19 protein-coding genes and 1 riboswitch are annotated in these 17,928 nt (G+C 70.7%); of the genes, 9 read left to right on the forward strand and 10 right to left on the reverse strand.

What is annotated here, in order from left to right:
• Positions 1 to 206: 206 nt before the first annotated feature.
• The 5 genes from AB0J39_RS29035 to AB0J39_RS29055 all read right to left on the reverse strand — a co-directional run bounded on the left by AB0J39_RS29035 (position 207) and on the right by AB0J39_RS29055 (position 6,322).
• The gene (locus AB0J39_RS29035) at positions 207 to 1,238 is read right to left on the reverse strand and encodes an oligopeptide/dipeptide ABC transporter ATP-binding protein (protein ID WP_363470262.1); all 1,032 of its coding nucleotides are present in this window, start codon (positions 1,236 to 1,238) and stop codon (positions 207 to 209) included.
• Positions 1,235 to 2,365, reverse strand: a complete 1,131-nt coding sequence (locus tag AB0J39_RS29040; protein WP_363470265.1) for an ABC transporter ATP-binding protein — start codon at positions 2,363 to 2,365, stop codon at positions 1,235 to 1,237. The genes AB0J39_RS29035 and AB0J39_RS29040 overlap by 4 nt, the downstream gene beginning before the upstream one ends.
• 40 nt (positions 2,366 to 2,405) lie before the next feature.
• A complete protein-coding gene (locus tag AB0J39_RS29045) occupies positions 2,406 to 3,386 on the reverse strand; it encodes an ABC transporter permease (RefSeq protein ID WP_363470267.1) in 981 nt (326 codons plus the stop codon).
• A gap of 84 nt (positions 3,387 to 3,470) precedes the next feature.
• A complete protein-coding gene (locus AB0J39_RS29050) occupies positions 3,471 to 5,267 on the reverse strand; it encodes an ABC transporter substrate-binding protein (protein WP_363470270.1) in 1,797 nt (598 codons plus the stop codon).
• A 32-nt stretch (positions 5,268 to 5,299) separates the two neighbouring features.
• Positions 5,300 to 6,322, reverse strand: coding sequence for an ABC transporter permease (locus tag AB0J39_RS29055; RefSeq protein WP_363470273.1), 1,023 nt, complete (start codon positions 6,320 to 6,322; stop codon positions 5,300 to 5,302).
• A gap of 339 nt (positions 6,323 to 6,661) precedes the next feature.
• Positions 6,662 to 6,813: riboswitch (FMN riboswitch) on the forward strand.
• A gap of 132 nt (positions 6,814 to 6,945) precedes the next feature.
• Between AB0J39_RS29055 and ribD the strand changes: the two genes are divergently transcribed.
• From ribD to AB0J39_RS29095, 8 genes are all read left to right on the forward strand, one after another.
• The gene (ribD, locus tag AB0J39_RS29060; protein WP_363470276.1) at positions 6,946 to 8,088 is read left to right on the forward strand and encodes a bifunctional diaminohydroxyphosphoribosylaminopyrimidine deaminase/5-amino-6-(5-phosphoribosylamino)uracil reductase RibD; all 1,143 of its coding nucleotides are present in this window, start codon (positions 6,946 to 6,948) and stop codon (positions 8,086 to 8,088) included.
• Positions 8,089 to 8,685 (forward strand): riboflavin synthase, encoded by a 597-nt coding sequence (locus tag AB0J39_RS29065; RefSeq protein ID WP_363470279.1) that lies wholly within the window; start codon positions 8,089 to 8,091, stop codon positions 8,683 to 8,685. It begins immediately after the preceding gene.
• The gene (locus AB0J39_RS29070) at positions 8,682 to 9,317 is read left to right on the forward strand and encodes a nicotinamide mononucleotide transporter family protein (RefSeq protein WP_363470282.1); all 636 of its coding nucleotides are present in this window, start codon (positions 8,682 to 8,684) and stop codon (positions 9,315 to 9,317) included. The genes AB0J39_RS29065 and AB0J39_RS29070 overlap by 4 nt, the downstream gene beginning before the upstream one ends.
• Positions 9,314 to 10,573: a bifunctional 3,4-dihydroxy-2-butanone-4-phosphate synthase/GTP cyclohydrolase II gene (locus AB0J39_RS29075; protein ID WP_363470284.1), complete on the forward strand. Its 1,260-nt coding sequence runs from the start codon at positions 9,314 to 9,316 to the stop codon at positions 10,571 to 10,573. Before AB0J39_RS29070 ends, AB0J39_RS29075 begins: the two co-directional genes overlap by 4 nt.
• Before the next feature lie 76 nt (positions 10,574 to 10,649).
• Positions 10,650 to 11,120, forward strand: coding sequence for a 6,7-dimethyl-8-ribityllumazine synthase (gene ribH / locus AB0J39_RS29080; RefSeq protein ID WP_363470287.1), 471 nt, complete (start codon positions 10,650 to 10,652; stop codon positions 11,118 to 11,120).
• Between the two features lie 149 nt (positions 11,121 to 11,269).
• On the forward strand, positions 11,270 to 11,719 hold the full coding sequence (locus AB0J39_RS29085) for a PH domain-containing protein (RefSeq protein ID WP_363470289.1): 450 nt from the start codon (positions 11,270 to 11,272) through the stop codon (positions 11,717 to 11,719).
• 138 nt (positions 11,720 to 11,857) lie between these two features.
• Positions 11,858 to 13,120: a helix-turn-helix transcriptional regulator gene (locus AB0J39_RS29090; RefSeq protein ID WP_363470292.1), complete on the forward strand. Its 1,263-nt coding sequence runs from the start codon at positions 11,858 to 11,860 to the stop codon at positions 13,118 to 13,120.
• A gap of 93 nt (positions 13,121 to 13,213) precedes the next feature.
• The gene (locus AB0J39_RS29095) at positions 13,214 to 13,699 is read left to right on the forward strand and encodes a hypothetical protein (protein WP_363470295.1); all 486 of its coding nucleotides are present in this window, start codon (positions 13,214 to 13,216) and stop codon (positions 13,697 to 13,699) included.
• A gap of 155 nt (positions 13,700 to 13,854) precedes the next feature.
• On the opposite strand, the gene AB0J39_RS29100 is transcribed toward AB0J39_RS29095, so the two are convergent.
• From AB0J39_RS29100 to AB0J39_RS29120, 5 genes are all read right to left on the reverse strand, one after another.
• A complete protein-coding gene (locus AB0J39_RS29100; protein WP_363470297.1) occupies positions 13,855 to 15,000 on the reverse strand; it encodes an LLM class flavin-dependent oxidoreductase in 1,146 nt (381 codons plus the stop codon).
• Positions 14,997 to 15,989: an ABC transporter substrate-binding protein gene (locus AB0J39_RS29105; protein WP_363470300.1), complete on the reverse strand. Its 993-nt coding sequence runs from the start codon at positions 15,987 to 15,989 to the stop codon at positions 14,997 to 14,999. Before AB0J39_RS29105 ends, AB0J39_RS29100 begins: the two co-directional genes overlap by 4 nt.
• Entirely contained in the window at positions 15,986 to 16,729 is a 744-nt protein-coding gene (locus AB0J39_RS29110) for an ABC transporter ATP-binding protein (RefSeq protein ID WP_363470302.1), read from the reverse strand. Before AB0J39_RS29110 ends, AB0J39_RS29105 begins: the two co-directional genes overlap by 4 nt.
• Positions 16,726 to 17,571, reverse strand: coding sequence for an ABC transporter permease (locus tag AB0J39_RS29115; protein ID WP_363470305.1), 846 nt, complete (start codon positions 17,569 to 17,571; stop codon positions 16,726 to 16,728). Before AB0J39_RS29115 ends, AB0J39_RS29110 begins: the two co-directional genes overlap by 4 nt.
• 70 nt (positions 17,572 to 17,641) lie before the next feature.
• Positions 17,642 to 17,878 (reverse strand): WYL domain-containing protein, encoded by a 237-nt coding sequence (locus AB0J39_RS29120; RefSeq protein WP_363470307.1) that lies wholly within the window; start codon positions 17,876 to 17,878, stop codon positions 17,642 to 17,644.
• Here AB0J39_RS29120 and AB0J39_RS29125 point away from each other — a divergent pair.
• A partial coding sequence (locus AB0J39_RS29125) for an epoxide hydrolase N-terminal domain-containing protein (RefSeq protein WP_363470310.1) occupies positions 17,858 to 17,928 on the forward strand: 71 nt, incomplete at its 3' end. The two genes, AB0J39_RS29120 and AB0J39_RS29125, sit on opposite strands and share 21 nt — an antisense overlap.

Consider the following 17,928-nt stretch of genomic DNA (forward strand, 5'->3'; position numbering starts at 1 on the left):
CCGCGCCGTCGCCGAGCTCAGGAGCCTGGCCGAGCGGGCCACCCCGCCCGCCTGACCAGCCCGCCTCATCGGCCCGCCTCATCGGCCCGATCGGCCCGGCTCCGCGCACGGCGGCGCCGGGCCGCGCAGTCCCCCCGCCGTCCACCGAGTCCACCGAGTTCACCGAGTCCACCGGTCGCCCGCCGGGTCCGCGCCCGTGGCCCGCGTCAGGCGAGGGCGGGGTCCAGCACGACGTCCTCGCCCTGCGTGGTGGGCGCCTCCGGGAAGTGGCAGGCGGTCAGGTGACCCTCGCGGTTGCCGCTGAGCCGCACCAGGGGCGGCACCTCGGTGGCGCACTTGTCCTGCGCCTTCCAGCATCGCGTGCGGAACCGGCAGCCGGACGGCGGATTGATCGGGGAGGGCACGTCACCGGCCAGGCGGATGCGCTCGCGCGGCTCGCTCGACACGTCCGGATCGGGCACGGCCGACAGCAGGGCGTGCGTGTACGGATGCCGCGGCCGCTCGTAGATCGACTGGCGGTCGCCGACCTCGACGATCTTGCCGAGGTACATGACCGCGACCCGCTGGGAGAAGTGCCGTACGACGGCCAGATCGTGCGCGATGAACAGGAACGCGATGCCGAGGTCGCGCTGCAGTTCCTGCAGCAGGTTCACCACCTGCGCCTGGATGGAGACGTCCAGCGCCGACACCGGCTCGTCGGCGATGATGAGCTTGGGGTCGAGCGCCAGGGCGCGGGCGACCCCGATGCGCTGCCGCTGGCCGCCGGAGAACTCGTGCGGGAAGCGGTTGTAGTGCTCGGGGTTGAGGCCGACGATCTCCAGCAGCTCCTGGACGCGCTTCTTCCGCCCGCCGGGCGGGTCGATGTCGTTGACCTCCATGGGCCCACTGATGATCGTGCCCACGGTCTGACGCGGGTTGAGCGAGCTGTAGGGATCCTGGAAGATCATCTGGATCTCGGGCCGGATCGGCTTGAGCTGCCTGCGGGAGCTGTGGCTGATGTCCTGCCCCCGGTACAGGATCTGGCCGGAGGTGGGTTCGAGCAGGCGGGCCGCCAGCCGGCCCGTCGTCGACTTGCCGCAGCCCGACTCGCCCACCAGGCCGACGGTCTCGCCCGCGCCGACCGCGAGGTCGATGCCGTCCACCGCGTGGACGGCCCCGACCTGACGCTTGATCAGCGTGCCGCCCCGTACGGGGAAGTGCTTGACCAGCCCCTTGAGATCCAGCAGCGTCTCGTTCATGCGTCGTCCCCGGTCTGCGTGGTGTTGACGGCGGTGTCGCCGGCCTGCGCGGTGTCATCGGCACGCGCCGTGCCGGTGGCCCGCGCGGTGCGGAGTTCCCTCTTCTGCGCGAGGGTGAGGTAGCAGGCGTCCCCGTGCCCGGTCTCCGGCGACAGGGACGGCCGCTGGTTGAAGCACAACTCCGGCCCGGCGAGCCGCGGGTAGTCGCAGCGCGGGTGGAACGGGCAGCCGGACGGCGGGTTGAGCAGGCTCGGGGGAGTGCCGCGCACCGGCATCAGCGGCACGTCCACCGACGAGTTCAGGCGTGGCATCGACGACAGCAGCCCCCAGGTGTACGGATGCTGCGGCTCGCGCAGCACCTCGCGTACGGTGCCGCGCTCGGCCGCCCGTCCCGCGTACATCACCAGGACGTTGTCGGCGGTGTTGGCCACCACGCCGAGGTCGTGGGTGATCAGGATGATCGACGTGCCGAACTGCTGCTGAAGCTCCTTGAGCAGGTCGAGGATCTGCGCCTGCACCGTCACGTCGAGCGCGGTCGTCGGCTCGTCGGCGATGAGCAGGTCGGGATCGCACACCAGCGCCATCGCGATCATCGCGCGCTGCCGCATGCCGCCGGAGAACTCGTGCGGATAGCTGTCGACGCGGCGCTCCGGCTGGGGGATGCCCACGCGGCGCAGCATCTCGATCGCCCGCTCGCGGGCGTCCTTCTTGCTCGCGCCCTTGTGCTTGCGGTAGACCTCCCCGATCTGCCGGCCGATCGTGTGGAACGGCGACAGCGCGGTCAGCGGATCCTGGAAGATCATCGCGACGCGGTTGCCGCGGAGCTTCTCCATGGTGCCGCGGCCCGCCGAGATCAGCTCCTCGCCCTCCAGCCAGATCTCGCCGCCGATCTGCGTATGGGCGGGGTCGTGCAGGCCGAGGATGGCGAGGTTGGTCACCGACTTGCCCGATCCGGACTCGCCGACGATGCCGAGCGTGGTGCCCTTCTCCAGATCGAAGGACAGACCGTCGACGGCGTGGACGATGCCGTCCTCGGTGCTGAACTCGACGGTCAGATCGCGGACGGACAGGAACGGCCCGGGGCCGCGCGAGGTCCCCGCTTCGCCGCTCCACGACACGGTGGTCACTTGCTGCTCCAGTTCCAGGTTCGACTCGGTGGGGCGGGGCTCAGCCCAGGCGGACCCGCGGATCGATGAACGCGTAGAGCACGTCCACGACGATGTTCAGCAGAACGATCGCCGCCGCGCCCACGATGGTCACGCCGAGCAGCATCGGCAGGTCGGTGTTCTGCACCGCCCTTACGGCGAGCTCGCCGATGCCGTGCAGGCTGAACGTCTGCTCGGTGATGATCGCGCCGCCCAGGAGCGTGGCCAGGTCGACGCCGAAGATCGTGACGATCGGGATCATCGCGCCTCGCCAGGCGAAGCGGAAGAAGACCGCGCGGTTCGACATGCCCTTGGCGCGCGCCGTGCGCACGTAGTCCTCGGCGAGCTGTTCGACCATCTGCGACCGGGTCATGCGCGTGTAGTTGGCGGTGAAGATGATCGACAGCACCACCCACGGAAGCATGAGGTGGGTGAACCACTCCAGCGGACTCTCGGTGATCGGCACGTAGGACGGGCGCGGGATCAGCTGCATGGTGTCCACGAGGTAGAACGCCAGCAGCGGCCCGACGAAGTAGATCTGCAGCGAGGCCCCGATGACCGACGACGCGCTGGCGACCTTGTCGAGCGGCTGCCCGACCTTCCAGGCGGCGATCATGCCGGTGAGGATGCCGAACGCCAGGATGACCACGGACGCGCCGAGGGTGAGCGACAGCGTCACCGGGAACCGGTCGACGATGGCGCCGAAGACGGGCTCCTGCGTGGCGAAGGAGTAGCCGAGGCACGGCGCGGGGCACTCGCCGAACTGGACGAAGTCACGGCCCACGAAGATGCCCATGAGCCAGTGCCAGTACTGCACGAACAGCGGCTCGTCCATGCCCAGGTTGTGGCGGATCAGCGCCAGCGTCTCGGGCTGGCAGATCTTGCCGCAGAAGGCCCGGGCGGGGTCACGCGGAATCGCGTAGAAGAGGTAGAACGTGATCGCGCTGATGATCAGCAGGATCACGAGGGCGCCGGCGACGCGGCGTGCCAGGAAACTGGTCATGGTCTCGCACTTGCTCCTGCGGGGCGGGACGGCGGGGGCCCGTCGCCCCGCCCGCGAGGAGCGGGGCGACGGACCCGGGTGCGGCTACTGCTTGACGTAGATGTCGAGCGCCGACTGCTCACCGGTGAGCGGGTCGAACTTCACCCCGCCCAGGCCGGAGCCGTACAGGCCGAAGTAGGTCTGGTAGTACTCGGGCACGATGGCGGCCTGCTCCATGATCATGCGGTCGACCGCGGCCCACGCCTTTCCGGCCTCAGCGGCGTCGGTGATCGCGTTGGCCTTGTCGATGGCCTCGTTGATCTCCGGCACGTTGAGGTGCGTGTAGTTCGGCGCGTTGTCCGAGATCAGGCGGCCGTCGTACTGCGGCTGGATCGCGGTCGAGCCGGTCGGCCAGTCGGCCGCCCAGCCGCCCCAGTAGATGTCGAACTTGTTGTCCACCGGGCCGATGGCGTCGTAGTACGTCGTCGGGTTGAGCGGCTTGGCCACGACCTTGAAGCCGGCCTTGCTCAGCGCCTCCTTGATGGCGACGGTGATCTTCTCCTGCGTCGGCGTCTGGTTGTAGGCGTAGACGACGGTCGGGTTCGGGTTGCCCGAATCGGTCAGCAGCTTCTTGGCCGCCTCGGGGTCGCCCTCGGGCTTGGCCAGCTTGCCGTACAGGTCGAACGCCTCGTAACCGAGGACGGTCGGGCTCATCACGGTCGTGGCGATCTTGCCGGTGTTGACCTCGCCACCCTCGATCTGCTGGATCTGCTTCGCCGGCCAGGCGGTGATGATCGCCTTGCGGACGTTGACGTCGGTGATCCGCTTCGTGTTGATGTTGTAGAAGGTGGTGAACGGCGTCAGGCCCTGCACCGACCGCTTCATCAGCTCGGCGTTGCCCAGCACCTCCTGGACCCGCTCGGCCGCGACCGCGTTGTGGAAGGTGAACGCGTTCTTGTCGTTGCCGGTGTCGGCCATGAAGCGCTCGGTGGTCTGCTGGGCCTGGACCCCGAACTCCATGTGGAACTTGTCCGGGTAGGCGTGCCGGATCGGGTCGGTCTTCGGGTCCCAGTGCTCGTTGCGCTCCAGGTCCAGGGACTTGTCCGTGATGTGGCTCACGATCTTGTACGGACCGGACGAGAACGGCTGCTTGTCGTACTTCTGCTTGGTGTCCTGCGCCTTGGGCACCGCGCCGTAGCCGGTCATGGCCACGGTGAAGTTGAAGTCCGGGTGCGCGTCGTTGAGGTGGAAGACCACCGTCTTGTCGTCCGGCGTCTCGATGGTGTCGAGCCCCTTGCCGTCGTACGGGCCCTTGTACTGCTCGCGGAACGGCTTCTTCGGGTCCGGGACCAGCCACGTCTCGGCGTAGTCCGGGCCCTCGGTGATGAAGTCGGCGAACAGGCGCTCGAAGCTGTACTTGATGTCAGCCGAGGTGATCGGAGTGCCGTCCTGCCACTTCAGGCCGTCCTTGAGCGTGAACTTCCACGTCTTGCCGCCATCCTCGGTGGTGCCGGTGTCCGTGGCCAGGTCGCCGACGAGCTTGATGTTGCCCGACTCGTCCTTCTTGTAGTTCGTGAGCTGGCGGGTGAACAGCGCCGAGACCGAGGAGTTGTAGTTCACATAGACGCGGCCCGGGTCCAGGTGGCTGAAGTCGTCGCGGTCGATCATGTAGACGGTGCCGCCGGACTTGGCGCCCTGGACCTCCGGGGCGGGGCCCGTGGAGTCCTGGGCGGTGCCGACCGCGATCGCGCTGACCGCCTTGTTCTCGAGCGGCTTCTGGGAGGTGCTCGCGGCGCCCTGGGGCGCCCCGCCGCCACCGCCCTTGGCGCAGCCGGCGAGGGCGAGCGCGCCCGCCGCGAGCACGGCCGTCACCGAGGCGATCCGCCTGCTATGCGATCTCATATGGTCCTTCCTATGGGGGAGAGCGCGTGTCGTCAGCGCTTGGTCTTGGGGTCGAAGGCGTCGCGGATGGAGTCCCCGAGCAGGTTGAAGGCGACGACGAAGATCAGCATCGACACGCCCGGGAAGATCAGGTACGTCACGTCGGAGTGGTAGACGTTGGCGCCCACTTGGAACATCCGGCCCCAGTCGGGGGTGGGCTCGGTCATGCCGACGCCCAGGAAGCCGAGGCCCGCCTCGGCGCCCACGTACAGCGGCAGCGCGAGGGTGGCCTGGATGATGATCGGCGTCCAGAGGTTGGGCAGCAGTTCCTTGAAGATGACGCGGCTCGGTGAGGCGCCCGTGACGCGGGCGGCCTCGACGAACTCACGTGTCCGCAGCGACAGCACCTGGGCGCGTAGCAGGCGAGCGATCGTGGCCCAGCCGAGGACGGTCAGGACGACGCAGATCGACACGTACCGGAGCCAGACCGGCGTCTCCTCCTCCGGCAGCACGATCGCGGCCTCGACGACCGGCAGGAAGACGATGAGGAAGAGCTGCGAGGGGAAGGCCAGCAGAGTGTCGATGACACGGCCGATCACGTAGTCGGTCTTGCCGCCTAGGTAGCCCGAGGTGATGCCCATCGCGACGCCGATGATCGTCGTGATCACGGTGACGATGACCGCGATGCTCAGCGACGTGCGGATGCCGTACACGAGCTGCATGAACACGTCGCGGCCCAGGCCCGGCTCCAGGCCGAACCAGAACTCGCCGCTCATGCCGCCGTTCGGGGCGATGGGATAGCCGTACTCGTTGAGCAGGCCCGGCTGGTTCTGCCCGTATGTGGTGTACGGGTCCTTGCCGTACAGGGCGGAGATCACGGGTGCCAGGAGCGCGATCAGGAAGAACGCGAGCACGATGATCGCCGAGACCACGCCGGTCTTGTCGCGCCGGAACCGGCGCCACATGAGCTGACCGGGCGAACGGCCGACGATGGCGGGACCGGACCCGGACGGCGCCGTCGTCTCCACGGAGTCCGCGGCGGCGTCGTCGGTCGTGGTCGAGGAGGGGAACGTCATGGTGCGGTGCTCCCGGATGGACCATTAACGATCGGAAGAGATCCGACTATAGGGAACCCTGGCAACTAATTTTGCGTGGGTCAATCACTTGAGGCGGGCAGTTCGCCACTTGCTTGCTTCGTTGTGCAAAGTAAATCACCTTGTGTCCTGCGACCGCATTGACCTCGGTATACGCGGCACGGGAGACTGCTTATTACATAAATGCTGTTGTGTCACAACTTTGTGACACAACCCGCACGTTCCTGAGACTGAGCGCATCCGATAAGTGTGTGCCGCAGATCACCGCAATCCCGCGCTAGGGCAACGAGCCGGGCATCGCTACACTGGCGGGTAGCAGAGCAGCGTGCTCCGGGGTCGGTGTAATTCCGAACCGGCGGTGACACCCCTGCCCCCAGGGGTGACAGTCCGCGACCCGGCCGAAGCCATCGGCCGGTGGACCTGGTGAGATTCCAGGACCGACGGTGAAAGTCCGGATGGGAGGAAGCGCGCGAACGGGCGGCCGTGGTGCCGCCGGGCGGCCGTGTGGCCGCGCCGGCAGCGATGCCGCCCGTGCGGGTGATGCGAGGCCGCATCCCCGACCATCCCCGGGGCCCGCCGTAGACAACGGCGAGAGGAAGACCGGGGTGACCTCAGGGGACATCCTTCACATGCGGCGCGCCATCGCGCTCGCCGCCCGGGGCCTGGGCGGCACCAGCCCCAATCCCGTCGTCGGCTGTGTGGTCCTCGACCCGTCGGGCGAGGTCGCGGGAGAGGGCTTCCACGCCTACGCCGGCGGCCCCCACGCCGAGGTCGTGGCGCTGCGCGAGGCGGGCGGACGGGCCAGGGGCGGCACGGCCTACGTGACCCTGGAGCCCTGCGACCACACCGGCAGGACCGGCCCCTGCACCGGCGCCCTCCTGGAGGCGGGCGTGGCCCGCGTCGTCGTCGCCGTCTCCGACCCCAATCCCAAGGCCGCCGGCGGAGCCGCCACCCTGCGGCGGCACGGCGTCGTGGTGGACGAGGGCGTGCTGACCGCCGAGGCCGAGGAGGTCAACGCCGCCTGGCTGACCTTCGTGCGGGCCGGCAGGCCGTACGTGACCTGGAAGTTCGCCGCCACGGTCGACGGGCGCTCGGCGGCCGAGGACGGCACCAGCCAGTGGATCACCTCGCCGGAGGCCAGGGCCGACGTGCACCGCCTGCGCGCCGCCGCCGACGCCGTCGTCGCCGGCATCGGCACCGTGCTCGCCGACGACCCCCGGCTCACGGCCCGTGTTCCCACCCCGTCGCGCGCGGCGCCCGTGCTGCGCGTGGTCGTGGACCCGGGCGCCCGCACCCCCGCCACGGCCCGCGTCCTCGACGACGAGGCCCCCACGCTGGTCGCCGTGGCCGAGGACGCCGCCGTCCCCGCCCACCTGTCCGGCCACGCCGTACGGCTCCCGCGCGTCCCCGGCGGGATCGACCTGCACGCCCTCCTGGCCGAACTGCACGCCAGGCAGGTCGTGAGCGTGCTGGTCGAAGGCGGGCCCACCCTCGCGGGCGCCTTCCTCCGGGAGGGCCTGGTCGACCGGGTCGTCGGCTACCTCGCCCCGGCGCTGCTGGGCGCGGGGCCGGCCGCGCTCGGCGCCGCGGGAGTGTCGACGATCACCGAGATCCACCGGCTGGAGTTCGCCGAGGCGACCCCCGTAGGACCGGACCTCAAGCTGGTCCTGCGTCCGAAGTCCCCTGTGTCTCCGGAACCCACTACGCCCGCGGAGGCCTCCGGCCGCACGTCCCCAAAGGAGAGCTGAATGTTCACCGGAATCGTCGAGGAGCTCGGCGAGGTCGTGGCACTCGAGCCGCGGGGCGACTCCGCGCGCCTCACGGTGCGCGGCGCGGTCGTCACCGGCGACGCCCGGCACGGCGACTCGATCGCCGTCAACGGCGTCTGCCTCACGGTGGCCGAGGTCGAAGGGGACTCCTTCACCGCCGACGTGATGAGGGAGACCCTCGACCGGTCCTCGCTCGGCGCACTGCGCCCCGGCGCGCGGGTCAACCTGGAGCGCGCCGTACGGGCCGACCAGCGCCTCGGCGGGCACATCGTGCAGGGCCACGTGGACGGGACCGGGGAGGTGCTGTCGCGCGAGCCCGGGGAGCACTGGGAGGTCGTGCGGCTCTCGCTGCCCGCGAACCTCGCCCGGTACGTCGTGGAGAAGGGCTCGATCGCGGTGGACGGCGTCAGCCTCACCGTGGCGGGCGTGGCGGAGGACTCCTTCGCCGTCAGCCTGATCCCCACCACCCTCGGCCTCACCACGCTGGGCCGCAAGCAGCCCGGCGAGCCGGTCAACCTCGAGGTGGACGTGATCGCCAAGTACGTCGAGAAGCTCACCCAGGGAGCGCGGGCATGAGCTGGACGGACGCGGCGGCGTTCTACGTCTTCGGCAAGCCCGTGCTGTGGACCGACCTGGTGGGCAACGTGTGCGCGCTCGGCACGGTCTGGCTCGCGATCAGGAGAACGATCTGGACCTGGCCGGTGCAGCTGCTCGGGTCGGTGCTGCTGTTCGTGGCGTCGGTCAGCGCGCACATCACCGGCAACGCGCTCAAGCAGGCGCTGTTCGGCGTCCTGGCCGTCTACGGCTGGGTGAAGTGGTCGCGCGGCACCCGCGGCGGCGCCGAGCTGCCCATCCGCTCGGCACGGCTCAAGGAGCGGGCGACGCTCGTGGGCGTCATGGTCGCCGGGACGGTCGCGGTCGCCCTGCTGTTCACCTATCTCAACGCGCGGGGCCTGGACATCTCCTGGGCGCCCTGGCCCGACGCGTACATCTTCGTCGGCAGCGCGGTCGCGACGTGGGCGCAGGGCAGGGCCCTGGTCGACTTCTGGATCGTCTGGGTTGCCGTGGACCTCGTCGGCGTGCCGCTGGCGTTCAGCTCCGGGCTGGTGGTCTCCGGCCTGGTCTACGGGGTGTTCTTCGTAATGGTCATGATCGGTTTCCGCGGCTGGCTGCGGCAGTCGCGCGAGTTGCGGGCGGTGGTGGCATGAGTGGGATAAGGCTGGACCCGATCGAAAGGGCCGTCAACGACATCAGGGACGGGCGGCCCGTCGTGGTCGTGGACAACGAGAACCGGGAGAACGAGGGCGACCTCATCTTCGCGGCGTCCAAGGCGACGCCGGAGCTGGTCGCTTTCATGATCCGCTACACCAGCGGCGTGATCTGCGTGGGCATGGAGGGCGCCACGCTCGACCGGCTCGGCCTGCCGTTGATGGTGCAGGACAACCGCGAGCGCCTGCGCACGGCGTACACGATCAGCGTGGACGCCAGGGACGGGGTGACGACGGGCATCTCCGCCGCCGACCGGGCCAAGACGATCAGGACGCTGTGCGACTCGGCCACCGAGCCGTACGAGCTGGTCCGGCCGGGGCACATCTTCCCGCTGCGGTACCGCGAGGGCGGCGTGCTGGTGCGGCCCGGGCACACCGAGGCGTCGGTGGACCTGGCGAGGCTGGCCGGGCTCTCCCCGGCCGGCGCGCTCGCCGAGATCGTCAACGACGACGGCACGATGGCCCGCCTGCCCCGGCTGCGCGAGTTCGCCGACGAGCACGACCTCGCGCTGGTGTCGATCGAGCAGCTCATCGAGCACCGCCGCAGGTCCGAGCGGATGGTCACCCGGGTCGCCGAGACGCGCATCCCCAACCGGTACGGCGTCTGGCGCGCGTACGGCTACGCCAGCGCGCTCGACGGCGGCGAGCACGTCGCGCTGGTGTACGGCGACATCGAGGACGGCGAGAACGTGCTCGTCCGGGCGCACTCGGAGTGCCTCACCGGCGACGTGCTCGGCTCGCTGCGCTGCGACTGCGGCGTGCAGCTCGACACCGCGATGCGCATGATCGCGGAGAACGGGCGCGGCGTGATCGTGTACCTGCGCGGCCACGAGGGGCGGGGCATCGGCCTGCTGGCCAAGCTGCGGGCCTACAGCCTCCAGGACGACGGCAGCGACACCGTCGACGCGAACCTGGAGCTGGGGCTGCCGGTGGACGCCCGGGAGTTCTCCAACGCCGGGCAGATGCTCGCCGACCTCGGCGTGAAGTCGGTGCGGCTGCTGACCAACAACCCGGCCAAGGTGCGGGGGATGGACGGGTACGGCATCAAGGTCCTGGGCCGCGAGCCCATGCCGGTGGCGATGAACCCGTACAACGAGAGGTACCTGACGGCCAAGCGCGACCGGCTCGGCCACGAGATCTCCGGCGGGGTCCCGCGCGACATCCACGGCGAACACTTCGGCAGGGAGGCGTCATGAGCGAGCGAAGCGAGCGAATCGGTGAACGCGGCGTGGTCCGCTCATGCGGCTCCGGGCCGTCAGGCGAGGAGGGCGTATGAGCGGCGAGGGACGACCGGACGCGGGGGCGGTGGACGCGGGCGGGCTGACGGTCGGCATCGTCGCCGCCCGGTGGCACGAGAAGATCACCGACCAGTTGCTGGCGCGGGCCGAGCGGGCGGCGCGGGACAGCGGCGCGACCGCGGTCACGGCCCGGGTGGCGGGGTCGCTGGAGATTCCGGTGGTCGCGCAGGCACTGGCCCGGCGCTGCGACGCCGTCGTCGCGCTCGGGGTGGTGATCCGGGGGGAGACGGCCCACTTCGACTACGTCTGCGACTCGGTGACCGCGGGCCTGACCAGGGTCTCGCTCGACGAGTCGACCCCGGTGGGCAACGGGGTGCTGACCTGTGACACCCTTGATCAGGCGATAGAGCGGTCCGGCGTGCCGGGCAGCAAGGAGGACAAGGGTTACGAGGCGACGATCGCAGCCCTGGAGACCGCGCTCCTCCTGCGCGGCCTCGCCGGCTGACCTCGCCCGAACCTCGTAGCCGCAGCGCTCGCATCCGCAGCGCCGAGCCGGGAAGACTTGACTGGTGATCACGCAGCATCCGCCCGCGGCCCCGCCGTCCGGGCACGCCGTACGCCGCCGCCGCGCAGTGCCCACGCACGGGGGTGGTCATGTCTGAGAGCGCGCCGCCGCTGCCCGTCACCTGGCGGCCCCGCGTCACGACGATCATCGCGTACGGCCTGGCGGCGGTGATGGTGATCGGTTCGATCCTGATGGCGGTCGGCCTGCCGGAGCAGTTCAAGATCCCCGACCGGCTGGGCATGGTCGCCTTCGGCGTCGCGGTGGCGTGCGTGCTGCACCTTCTCGGCCGCCTCCGGGTGCGGGCGGACGAGAAGGGCATCACGGTGGTGAACGCGCTGCGGGTCCACCGCTTCGAGTGGGCCGAGGTGCTCGACGTCACGATGGCGGAGGGCGACCCCTGGCCCAGGCTGGACCTCGCCGACGGCAACAGCCTGGGCGCGATGGGCATCCAGAGCACCGAGCGGGAACGCTCGCGCCGGGCGGTGGCCCAGCTCACCGCCCTCATCCGCGAACGCGGCGAGGCCCCCGACCGGCTTTAGGCGTTCCGACAAGTCCCCGCTCCTCCTAATGGTCGCTTAGATCGGAAATATCGGTGGTTCCGAAAATAAACGCCATGGCTCGCGTGGTGCTCGCCTCCTAGACTGTCGCCGTGTGGGGTCTAGGCGGGAATTCGCGGAATGAGCAACGAGCCTGACGCGGGCCATACAGCGAGATCCGCCCTTCCATGGGGTAAATCGCTGCAGGCCAGACGGCTGGCCTGTGATCTCAGCACCAAAGAGCTGGCCAAGCGGGCCAATTGCGATCCGGCGTTCGTCGTCTGGTTGGAAATGCTCCCGGTCCGGCCGTCGGCCGGCCTGGCGGAGCGGGTGGAAACAGTGCTGGATCTGCATCTCGATTCGGCACCGAGGATCCGGCCCGAACCCGCCGCCGAGGGGCGGATGAGCAGGAGGGCCTTCACCGGATCACTGGGCACGATGATCTATTACGCGGCGAGCCGCGGCGACTTCGCCGGCGCGGCCCTGGGCCCGAGGCTCAGCCGGGAGATGGTCGACGACTTGGACGCGGCCCGGCTGGCCTTCGTGGCGCGCGAGCGCGCCTTCGGCCCGGCCGAGTTGATCGCCTCGACCGCCGGTTACCTGTCGCTGATACGGCGTCTGCTGCGGGAGAGCGCGCACGGCTCTCTCGGCCGTGAGCTGCTCAGGACCGGCGCCCAGTGGGCCGACTTCGCCGGCTGGCTCCACCAGAGCGCCGGCAACCCCGCCGCCGCGGCGGGCTTGGAGGATCTGGCCGTGACGTGGGCGCGAGCCGGCGGCAACGGCCAGTTGGAGGCGTACTTCCTCTGCCGTCGTTCCCAGATAGCCGTGGACGCGGACGACCGGCCGTTCGCTCTGTCCCTGGCGCGGACGACAAGGCAGGACGGGCTTCCTCCGACCATGGAGGCGTTCCTGTTGCAGCAGCGGGCCCACGCCTACAGCGGCATGGGAGTGCGGAAGATCGGCCTGCGGCTTCTCGACGAGGCCGACGACCTGATCGACGACCCGCGTGCGGACGACCACTTCGGCGGTAAGAACCTGATCAAGGCGGATTACGTGACGCACGCCTATCTCGCCGTGCAACGAGGGAAGGTTCTGACCGACACCGGATTTCCTCGAGCCGCCATAGACGTGCTGGAGGCGGGCATGCGGAAGTGGCCGCAGGATTTCTATCACGAGGGAAGCCTGGTCTCCGCTCGCCTGGCGGTCGCCCATGCCGCTGTCGGTGATACGGAGGAATCCGCCCGTGCGGCTCTGCGGGCCGTGCGCATCGCGAGGGAAACCGGAGCCGGCCGGGCGATGGGAGAGCTCGCCGCCGTCATTCCGGTCCTGCGCGCTCATCGCCGGAAATCACGCTCGATCGAGGACTTCTTTCATTATCTGAACAGCCACTCGTTCACCACCTGACGCGATGCGAGGGGCTCGCCGCGAACGGTGGCGTCACTCCTCGTGCGCGATCGACGAGACGTCTCATGCGGGTTGCCGATGTCGGAATTCTGGTTGGGGTTGGTCGGTGCGATCATCGGCGGGGCCTTCAGCACGGCCGGTTCGCTGTTGCAGGCGCGTGCCACCTACGGCGCGGTCATGCGGCAGGTCGTCGCCCAGCACGAGTTCGAGCGCCGGCTCAGGAGGGAGGACGAGATCCGGAGCGCGGCGACCGCCCTGCTGCACGGACTGTCGAGCATGTCCGCGCGGGCCCTCTCCCTCGCCGAGCAGCGGGCGTCGGGGCAGGGCCATGCCGCCGGAGCGGCGGGCGATCTCCCGCACGACCTCGCGGGCAGCGCGCGGGAGACCCGGTCGCTCGTGCTCGTGTACGAGGATCTGCTGGACGACGAGGCGGTCGATCGCGTGCTGGAGGCGTGCGCTGTCACGGCCGACCTCCCCTTCCAATCCGAGTCGGCTCTCGGCGCGGCGCTGGAGAGGATCGATCTGGCGATGCGCACGCTGAAGGCCGTGAAGCGCGGGGAGCCTGTTCCGCCGGTCTAGGTCGTGCCCACGCGCCAAGAACGGGAAGGGGAACCCCGTCGATCACGGTGTGATGGCCGACAGCGCCCCTGGCCAGGATGAGTGGGCGGCGGCGACGCCGGCCGCTCCACCCATCCTCGGGCAGCCGCCGGTGCTCCACGAGCACCGACGGGCCGTCAGGCGCTCAACCGTACGGGCGCGGGCGCGTCGAGCAGGCCGCGCCGGCGCAGCTCGGGCAGCACGCCCTCGCCGAACCAGAAGGCCTCCTCCAGGTGCGGGTAGCCCGACAGGACGAACTCCTCGACGCCGAGCGAGGCGTACTCCTCGACGAGGTCGGCGACCTCCGCGTGGCTGCCGACGAGCGCGGTGCCGGCGCCGCCGCGCACCAGGCCGACCCCGGCCCAGAGGCCGGGATGGATCTCCAGGTCCCGGACCCTGGCACCGCGCGAGCCTCCCCGGTAGCCCTCGTGGAGCGCGAGCATCCGCTGCTGCCCGACCGACTCGCTGCGGGACAGGACGGCCCGCGCCGACGCGATGTCCTCGGGGGAGATCTGGTCGAGCAGCCGCTTCGCCTCCGCCCACGCCTCCTTGGACGTGTCCCTCGTGATCACGTGCAGGCGTATGCCGAAGCGCAGCGTGCGGCCCTCGGCGGCGGCGAGCTCGCGCATCCAGTCGAGCTTGGCAGCGACCTGGGACGGCGGCTCGCCCCAGGTGAGGTAGACGTCGACGTGCCGGGCCGCCACCGGGCCCGCGGCGGCCGAGGAACCCCCGAAGTACAGCTCGGGCACCGGGTCGGGGCGCTCGGCGACCGTCGCCCCCTCGACCTCGTAGTAGTTCCCCCTGAAGTCGAACGGGCCGTCCCACGCGCCGCGGACGATCGACAGGAACTCATCCGTCCGCGCGTACCGCTCGTCCTTGCCGAGGTGGTCGCCGAACCGCCGCTGCTCGGCCGCCTCCCCGCCGGTCACCACGTTCAGCAGCAGCCGGCCGCCGGAGATCCGCTGGTAGGTGGCAGCCATCTGCGCCGCGAGCGTCGGGGACAGCGCCCCGGGCCGGAACGCGACCAGGAACTTCAGCCGGGTCGTCACCTGGGTCAGCGCGGCGGTGACCAGCCAGGCGTCCTCGCAGTAGGTGCCCGTGGGGGTGAGCACGGCCTCGAACCCGGCCTGTTCGGCCGCGCGGGCCACCTGCGCGAGGTAGTCGATGGTGGGCGGCCGGGACGCGGAGGCCGCCGCCTGCCCGTGCCGGCGCGCCAGGCCGTGCCCGCCGCCGGTGATCGCCCTGCCGTCGCCCGAGGTGGGCAGGAACCAGTGGAATCTCATCGCTGCGCCTTTCCGACGACGTCGTTGAAGCGGTCGTCCACGAACTGGGAGAACGTGACGGTGCCCGGGATGAGGCCCTCGGCGGTGAACGCGTCGGCGATCTCCTGCTCGGAGGACACGACCGAGTCGTCGATCACGACGGGGGTGGCCACTGCGTTGGCGACGGCCGCGTCCGCCACCTCGACCGGCAGCCCGGTCTCCTGCGCCCACACCTTCGCCCACTCGTCCAGGTGGGTCGCGGCCCAGATCCGCGCCTTGGCCAGCCGGGTGAGGAAGTCGCCGACGGCGGCGCGCTTGCCCGCGTCGCCGAGCGCGGCGGGAGCGGCGACCTGGAAGCCCAGACCGTTGACGACGCCCTGACCGTCGACCAGTTGCCGGGCCTGGTGCTCGATCCTGGCCTGGGAGGCGAAGGGATCCCAGATGGCCCAGGCGTCGACGGTGCCGGACGAGAAGGCCGCCAGGGCGTCGGCGGGCTGTAGATACTGCGGCTGGATGTCCGCGAAGGACAGGCCGTCCTTCTTCAGGACCGCCAGCAGGTGGAAGTGGGCCGAGCTGCCCTTCGCCACCGCGATCTTCTTGCCCTTCAGCTGGGCCGTCGAGGTGATCGCGGATCCGGTGGGGACGAGGATCGCCGATCCCTTGGCGCTCTGCCGGTACGCCGCCACGATTTTGATCTTCGAGCCGGAGGCGGCCGCGAAGACGGGCGGGGTGTTGCCCACGCCGCCGATGTCGACGGCCCCGGCGTTGACCGCCTCCAGCAGCGGCGGGCCGGAGGTGAACTGCGACCACGTGATCGCGTACGAGGTGCCGTCGAGCAGCCCCGCGGCCTTGAGGAGGGCCTGCGATCCGGCCTTCTGGTCGCCGACCCGCAGCGTGACGCGGCCGGAGGCCTGTCCGTCCTGCCCGCCGGACGCGCCCTGGCCCGTCGAGGCGCAGGCCGTGCCCGCCGTCAGGACGAGCAGCAGCGCGGCGAGGAGTCTCCTGGTCATGCCGGTCCTTCCGGGGTGACGCCGAGCGCGGTCAGCAGCGCCGCGCGCAAAGTGAGCAGGTCGGGATGGTCGCGGTGCCGGGGGCGCGGGGCGGCGACGGTCCACTCGTGCGCCACGCGCCCGCCGTCGAGGACCAGGATCCGGTCGGCCAGCAGCAGCGCCTCGTCCACGTCGTGGGTCACCAGCAGCACGGCCGGGCCGTGCGCGGCCCACAGGTCCAGCACCAGGCGGTGCACGGTGATCCGGGTCAGCGCGTCGAGCGCGCTGAACGGCTCGTCGAGCAGCAGCAACCCCGGCTCGCGGACGAGGGCGCGGGCCAGGCTCGCCCGCTGCGCCTCGCCGCCGGACAGCGTCAGCGGCCACGCCTCCGCCCGCTCGCTCAGGCCCACCTCGGCGAGCGCCGCCTCCGCCCTGCTGACCGGGTCGGGTGCGGTCAGGCCGAGCGTGAGGTTGTCGCGCACCCGCTTCCACGGCACCAGACGGGGCTCCTGGAAGGCCACGGCCACCGAGCCGTCCACCTCCAGGCCGCCCTCGACCTCATCGTCCAGGCCGGCGAGCGCACGCAGCAGCGTGGACTTGCCCGAGCCGCTGCGGCCGAGGAGCGCGACGAACTCGCCGCGCCCGATCGTCAGGTCGAGGCCGTCGAGCACAGTGCGGTCGCCGAAGCGGCGGGTGAGCGCGCGTACGGTGGCCTGCGCCGTGGCCTGGGCCGTGGCCTGGGCGCCCACCGGGACGTTCACCGGGACAGGAACTCGCGCCGCCATACCAGTGCCCTCCTCTCCAGGAGCCGGACCAGGGCGTCGGTGAGCAGGCCGAGCGCGCTGTAGACCAGCAGGCCGACCACGATCACGTCGGTGCGCAGGAACTCCCGCGCGTCGTTGATCATGTAGCCGAGCCCGGCGTCGGCGTTGACCTGCTCGGCCACGATCAGCGCCAGCCAGGCCACGCCGAGGCTCTGCCGCAGCCCGACGAGCGTCTGGGGGAGCGCGCCGGGCAGCACGATGTGCCGTACGAGCGCGGCCCTGCCGAGCCTGAGCGTCCGGGCGACCTCGGCGAGCTTGCCGTCCACGCCCCGGATGCCGGCGAAGGTGTTGAGGTAGAGCGGGAAGGAGACGGCGAGCGCCACCAGCAGCACCTTGGGCGTCTCCCCGATCCCGAACCAGAGGATGAACAGCGGGATCAGCCCGAAGAACGGCAGTGCCCGGAGCATCTGCATGATCGGGTCGACGGCGCTCTCGCCGGCCCGGCTCAGCCCGGCGACCAGCGCGAGGCCGACACCGGCGACCGCTCCGGCGGCGAAGCCGAGCAGCACCCGTTCGAGGGAGACCGCGATCGCCATGGGCAGCGTCCCGGTGCGCACGAGGTCGAGCGCGGTCGCGGCGATCTGCGACGGGGCGGCGAGCAGCCGGGCGGGCAGCAGCCCGGACGCGCTGGCGGCCTGCCACAGCAGTACGACGACGAGAGGGCTGACCCACCTGTGCCACCCCCTCCGCGGGCCGCTGGCCGTGGCGGAGCGGGGGCGCGGCCGGGGATGAGCCCGGACCGCACCCCCGAACTCGCCCTCGAGTTCGGCGACGGACATGAGACACCTCTCAGACGACGAAGGAAGATTCGTCACCAGGGTTGCCTACATTTCCTACCAAGTCAATAGGTTATGCCTCCGGGGTCCGGGCGGCGCGAGCGGCACGGGCGCCCAGGACGCGCAGATACGCCCGCAGCTCCGGCGGCTCGTGCACCTCGAACTCGCAGCCGAGCAGGAGCAGGCGCGACGCGAGCCACTCCAGAGTGTCGGCCGGTCCGCGCAGGCGGCAGCTGTGCTCGTCGATCGGTTCGACGTCTCCCGCGGCGGCACCGCCGAGCCCGGCGCCCTGCCGCTCGTCCTCACGCACGGCTGGCCGAACTCGTTCGTGGAGTTCGCCGAGCTCGTCGGCCGCCTCAC

The sequence above is a fragment of the Microbispora sp. NPDC049633 genome, from assembly GCF_040675265.1.
In the GTDB taxonomy this organism is placed as follows: domain Bacteria; phylum Actinomycetota; class Actinomycetes; order Streptosporangiales; family Streptosporangiaceae; genus Microbispora; species Microbispora maris.

Excerpts from the sequence above, each read along its gene's own strand:
- AB0J39_RS29035 (WP_363470262.1), bottom strand. The coding sequence starts at position 1,238 with ATGAACGAGACGCTGCTGGATCTCAAGGGGCTGGTCAAGCACTTCCCC.
- AB0J39_RS29045 (WP_363470267.1), bottom strand. The coding sequence starts at position 3,386 with ATGACCAGTTTCCTGGCACGCCGCGTCGCCGGCGCCCTCGTGATCCTG.
- AB0J39_RS29050 (WP_363470270.1), bottom strand. The coding sequence starts at position 5,267 with ATGAGATCGCATAGCAGGCGGATCGCCTCGGTGACGGCCGTGCTCGCG.
- AB0J39_RS29055 (WP_363470273.1), bottom strand. The coding sequence starts at position 6,322 with ATGACGTTCCCCTCCTCGACCACGACCGACGACGCCGCCGCGGACTCC.
- AB0J39_RS29065 (WP_363470279.1), top strand. The coding sequence starts at position 8,089 with ATGTTCACCGGAATCGTCGAGGAGCTCGGCGAGGTCGTGGCACTCGAG.
- AB0J39_RS29070 (WP_363470282.1), top strand. The coding sequence starts at position 8,682 with ATGAGCTGGACGGACGCGGCGGCGTTCTACGTCTTCGGCAAGCCCGTG.
- AB0J39_RS29075 (WP_363470284.1), top strand. The coding sequence starts at position 9,314 with ATGAGTGGGATAAGGCTGGACCCGATCGAAAGGGCCGTCAACGACATC.
- ribH (WP_363470287.1), top strand. The coding sequence starts at position 10,650 with ATGAGCGGCGAGGGACGACCGGACGCGGGGGCGGTGGACGCGGGCGGG.
- AB0J39_RS29085 (WP_363470289.1), top strand. The coding sequence starts at position 11,270 with ATGTCTGAGAGCGCGCCGCCGCTGCCCGTCACCTGGCGGCCCCGCGTC.
- AB0J39_RS29090 (WP_363470292.1), top strand. The coding sequence starts at position 11,858 with ATGAGCAACGAGCCTGACGCGGGCCATACAGCGAGATCCGCCCTTCCA.
- AB0J39_RS29100 (WP_363470297.1), bottom strand. The coding sequence starts at position 15,000 with ATGAGATTCCACTGGTTCCTGCCCACCTCGGGCGACGGCAGGGCGATC.
- AB0J39_RS29105 (WP_363470300.1), bottom strand. The coding sequence starts at position 15,989 with ATGACCAGGAGACTCCTCGCCGCGCTGCTGCTCGTCCTGACGGCGGGC.
- AB0J39_RS29115 (WP_363470305.1), bottom strand. The coding sequence starts at position 17,571 with ATGTCCGTCGCCGAACTCGAGGGCGAGTTCGGGGGTGCGGTCCGGGCT.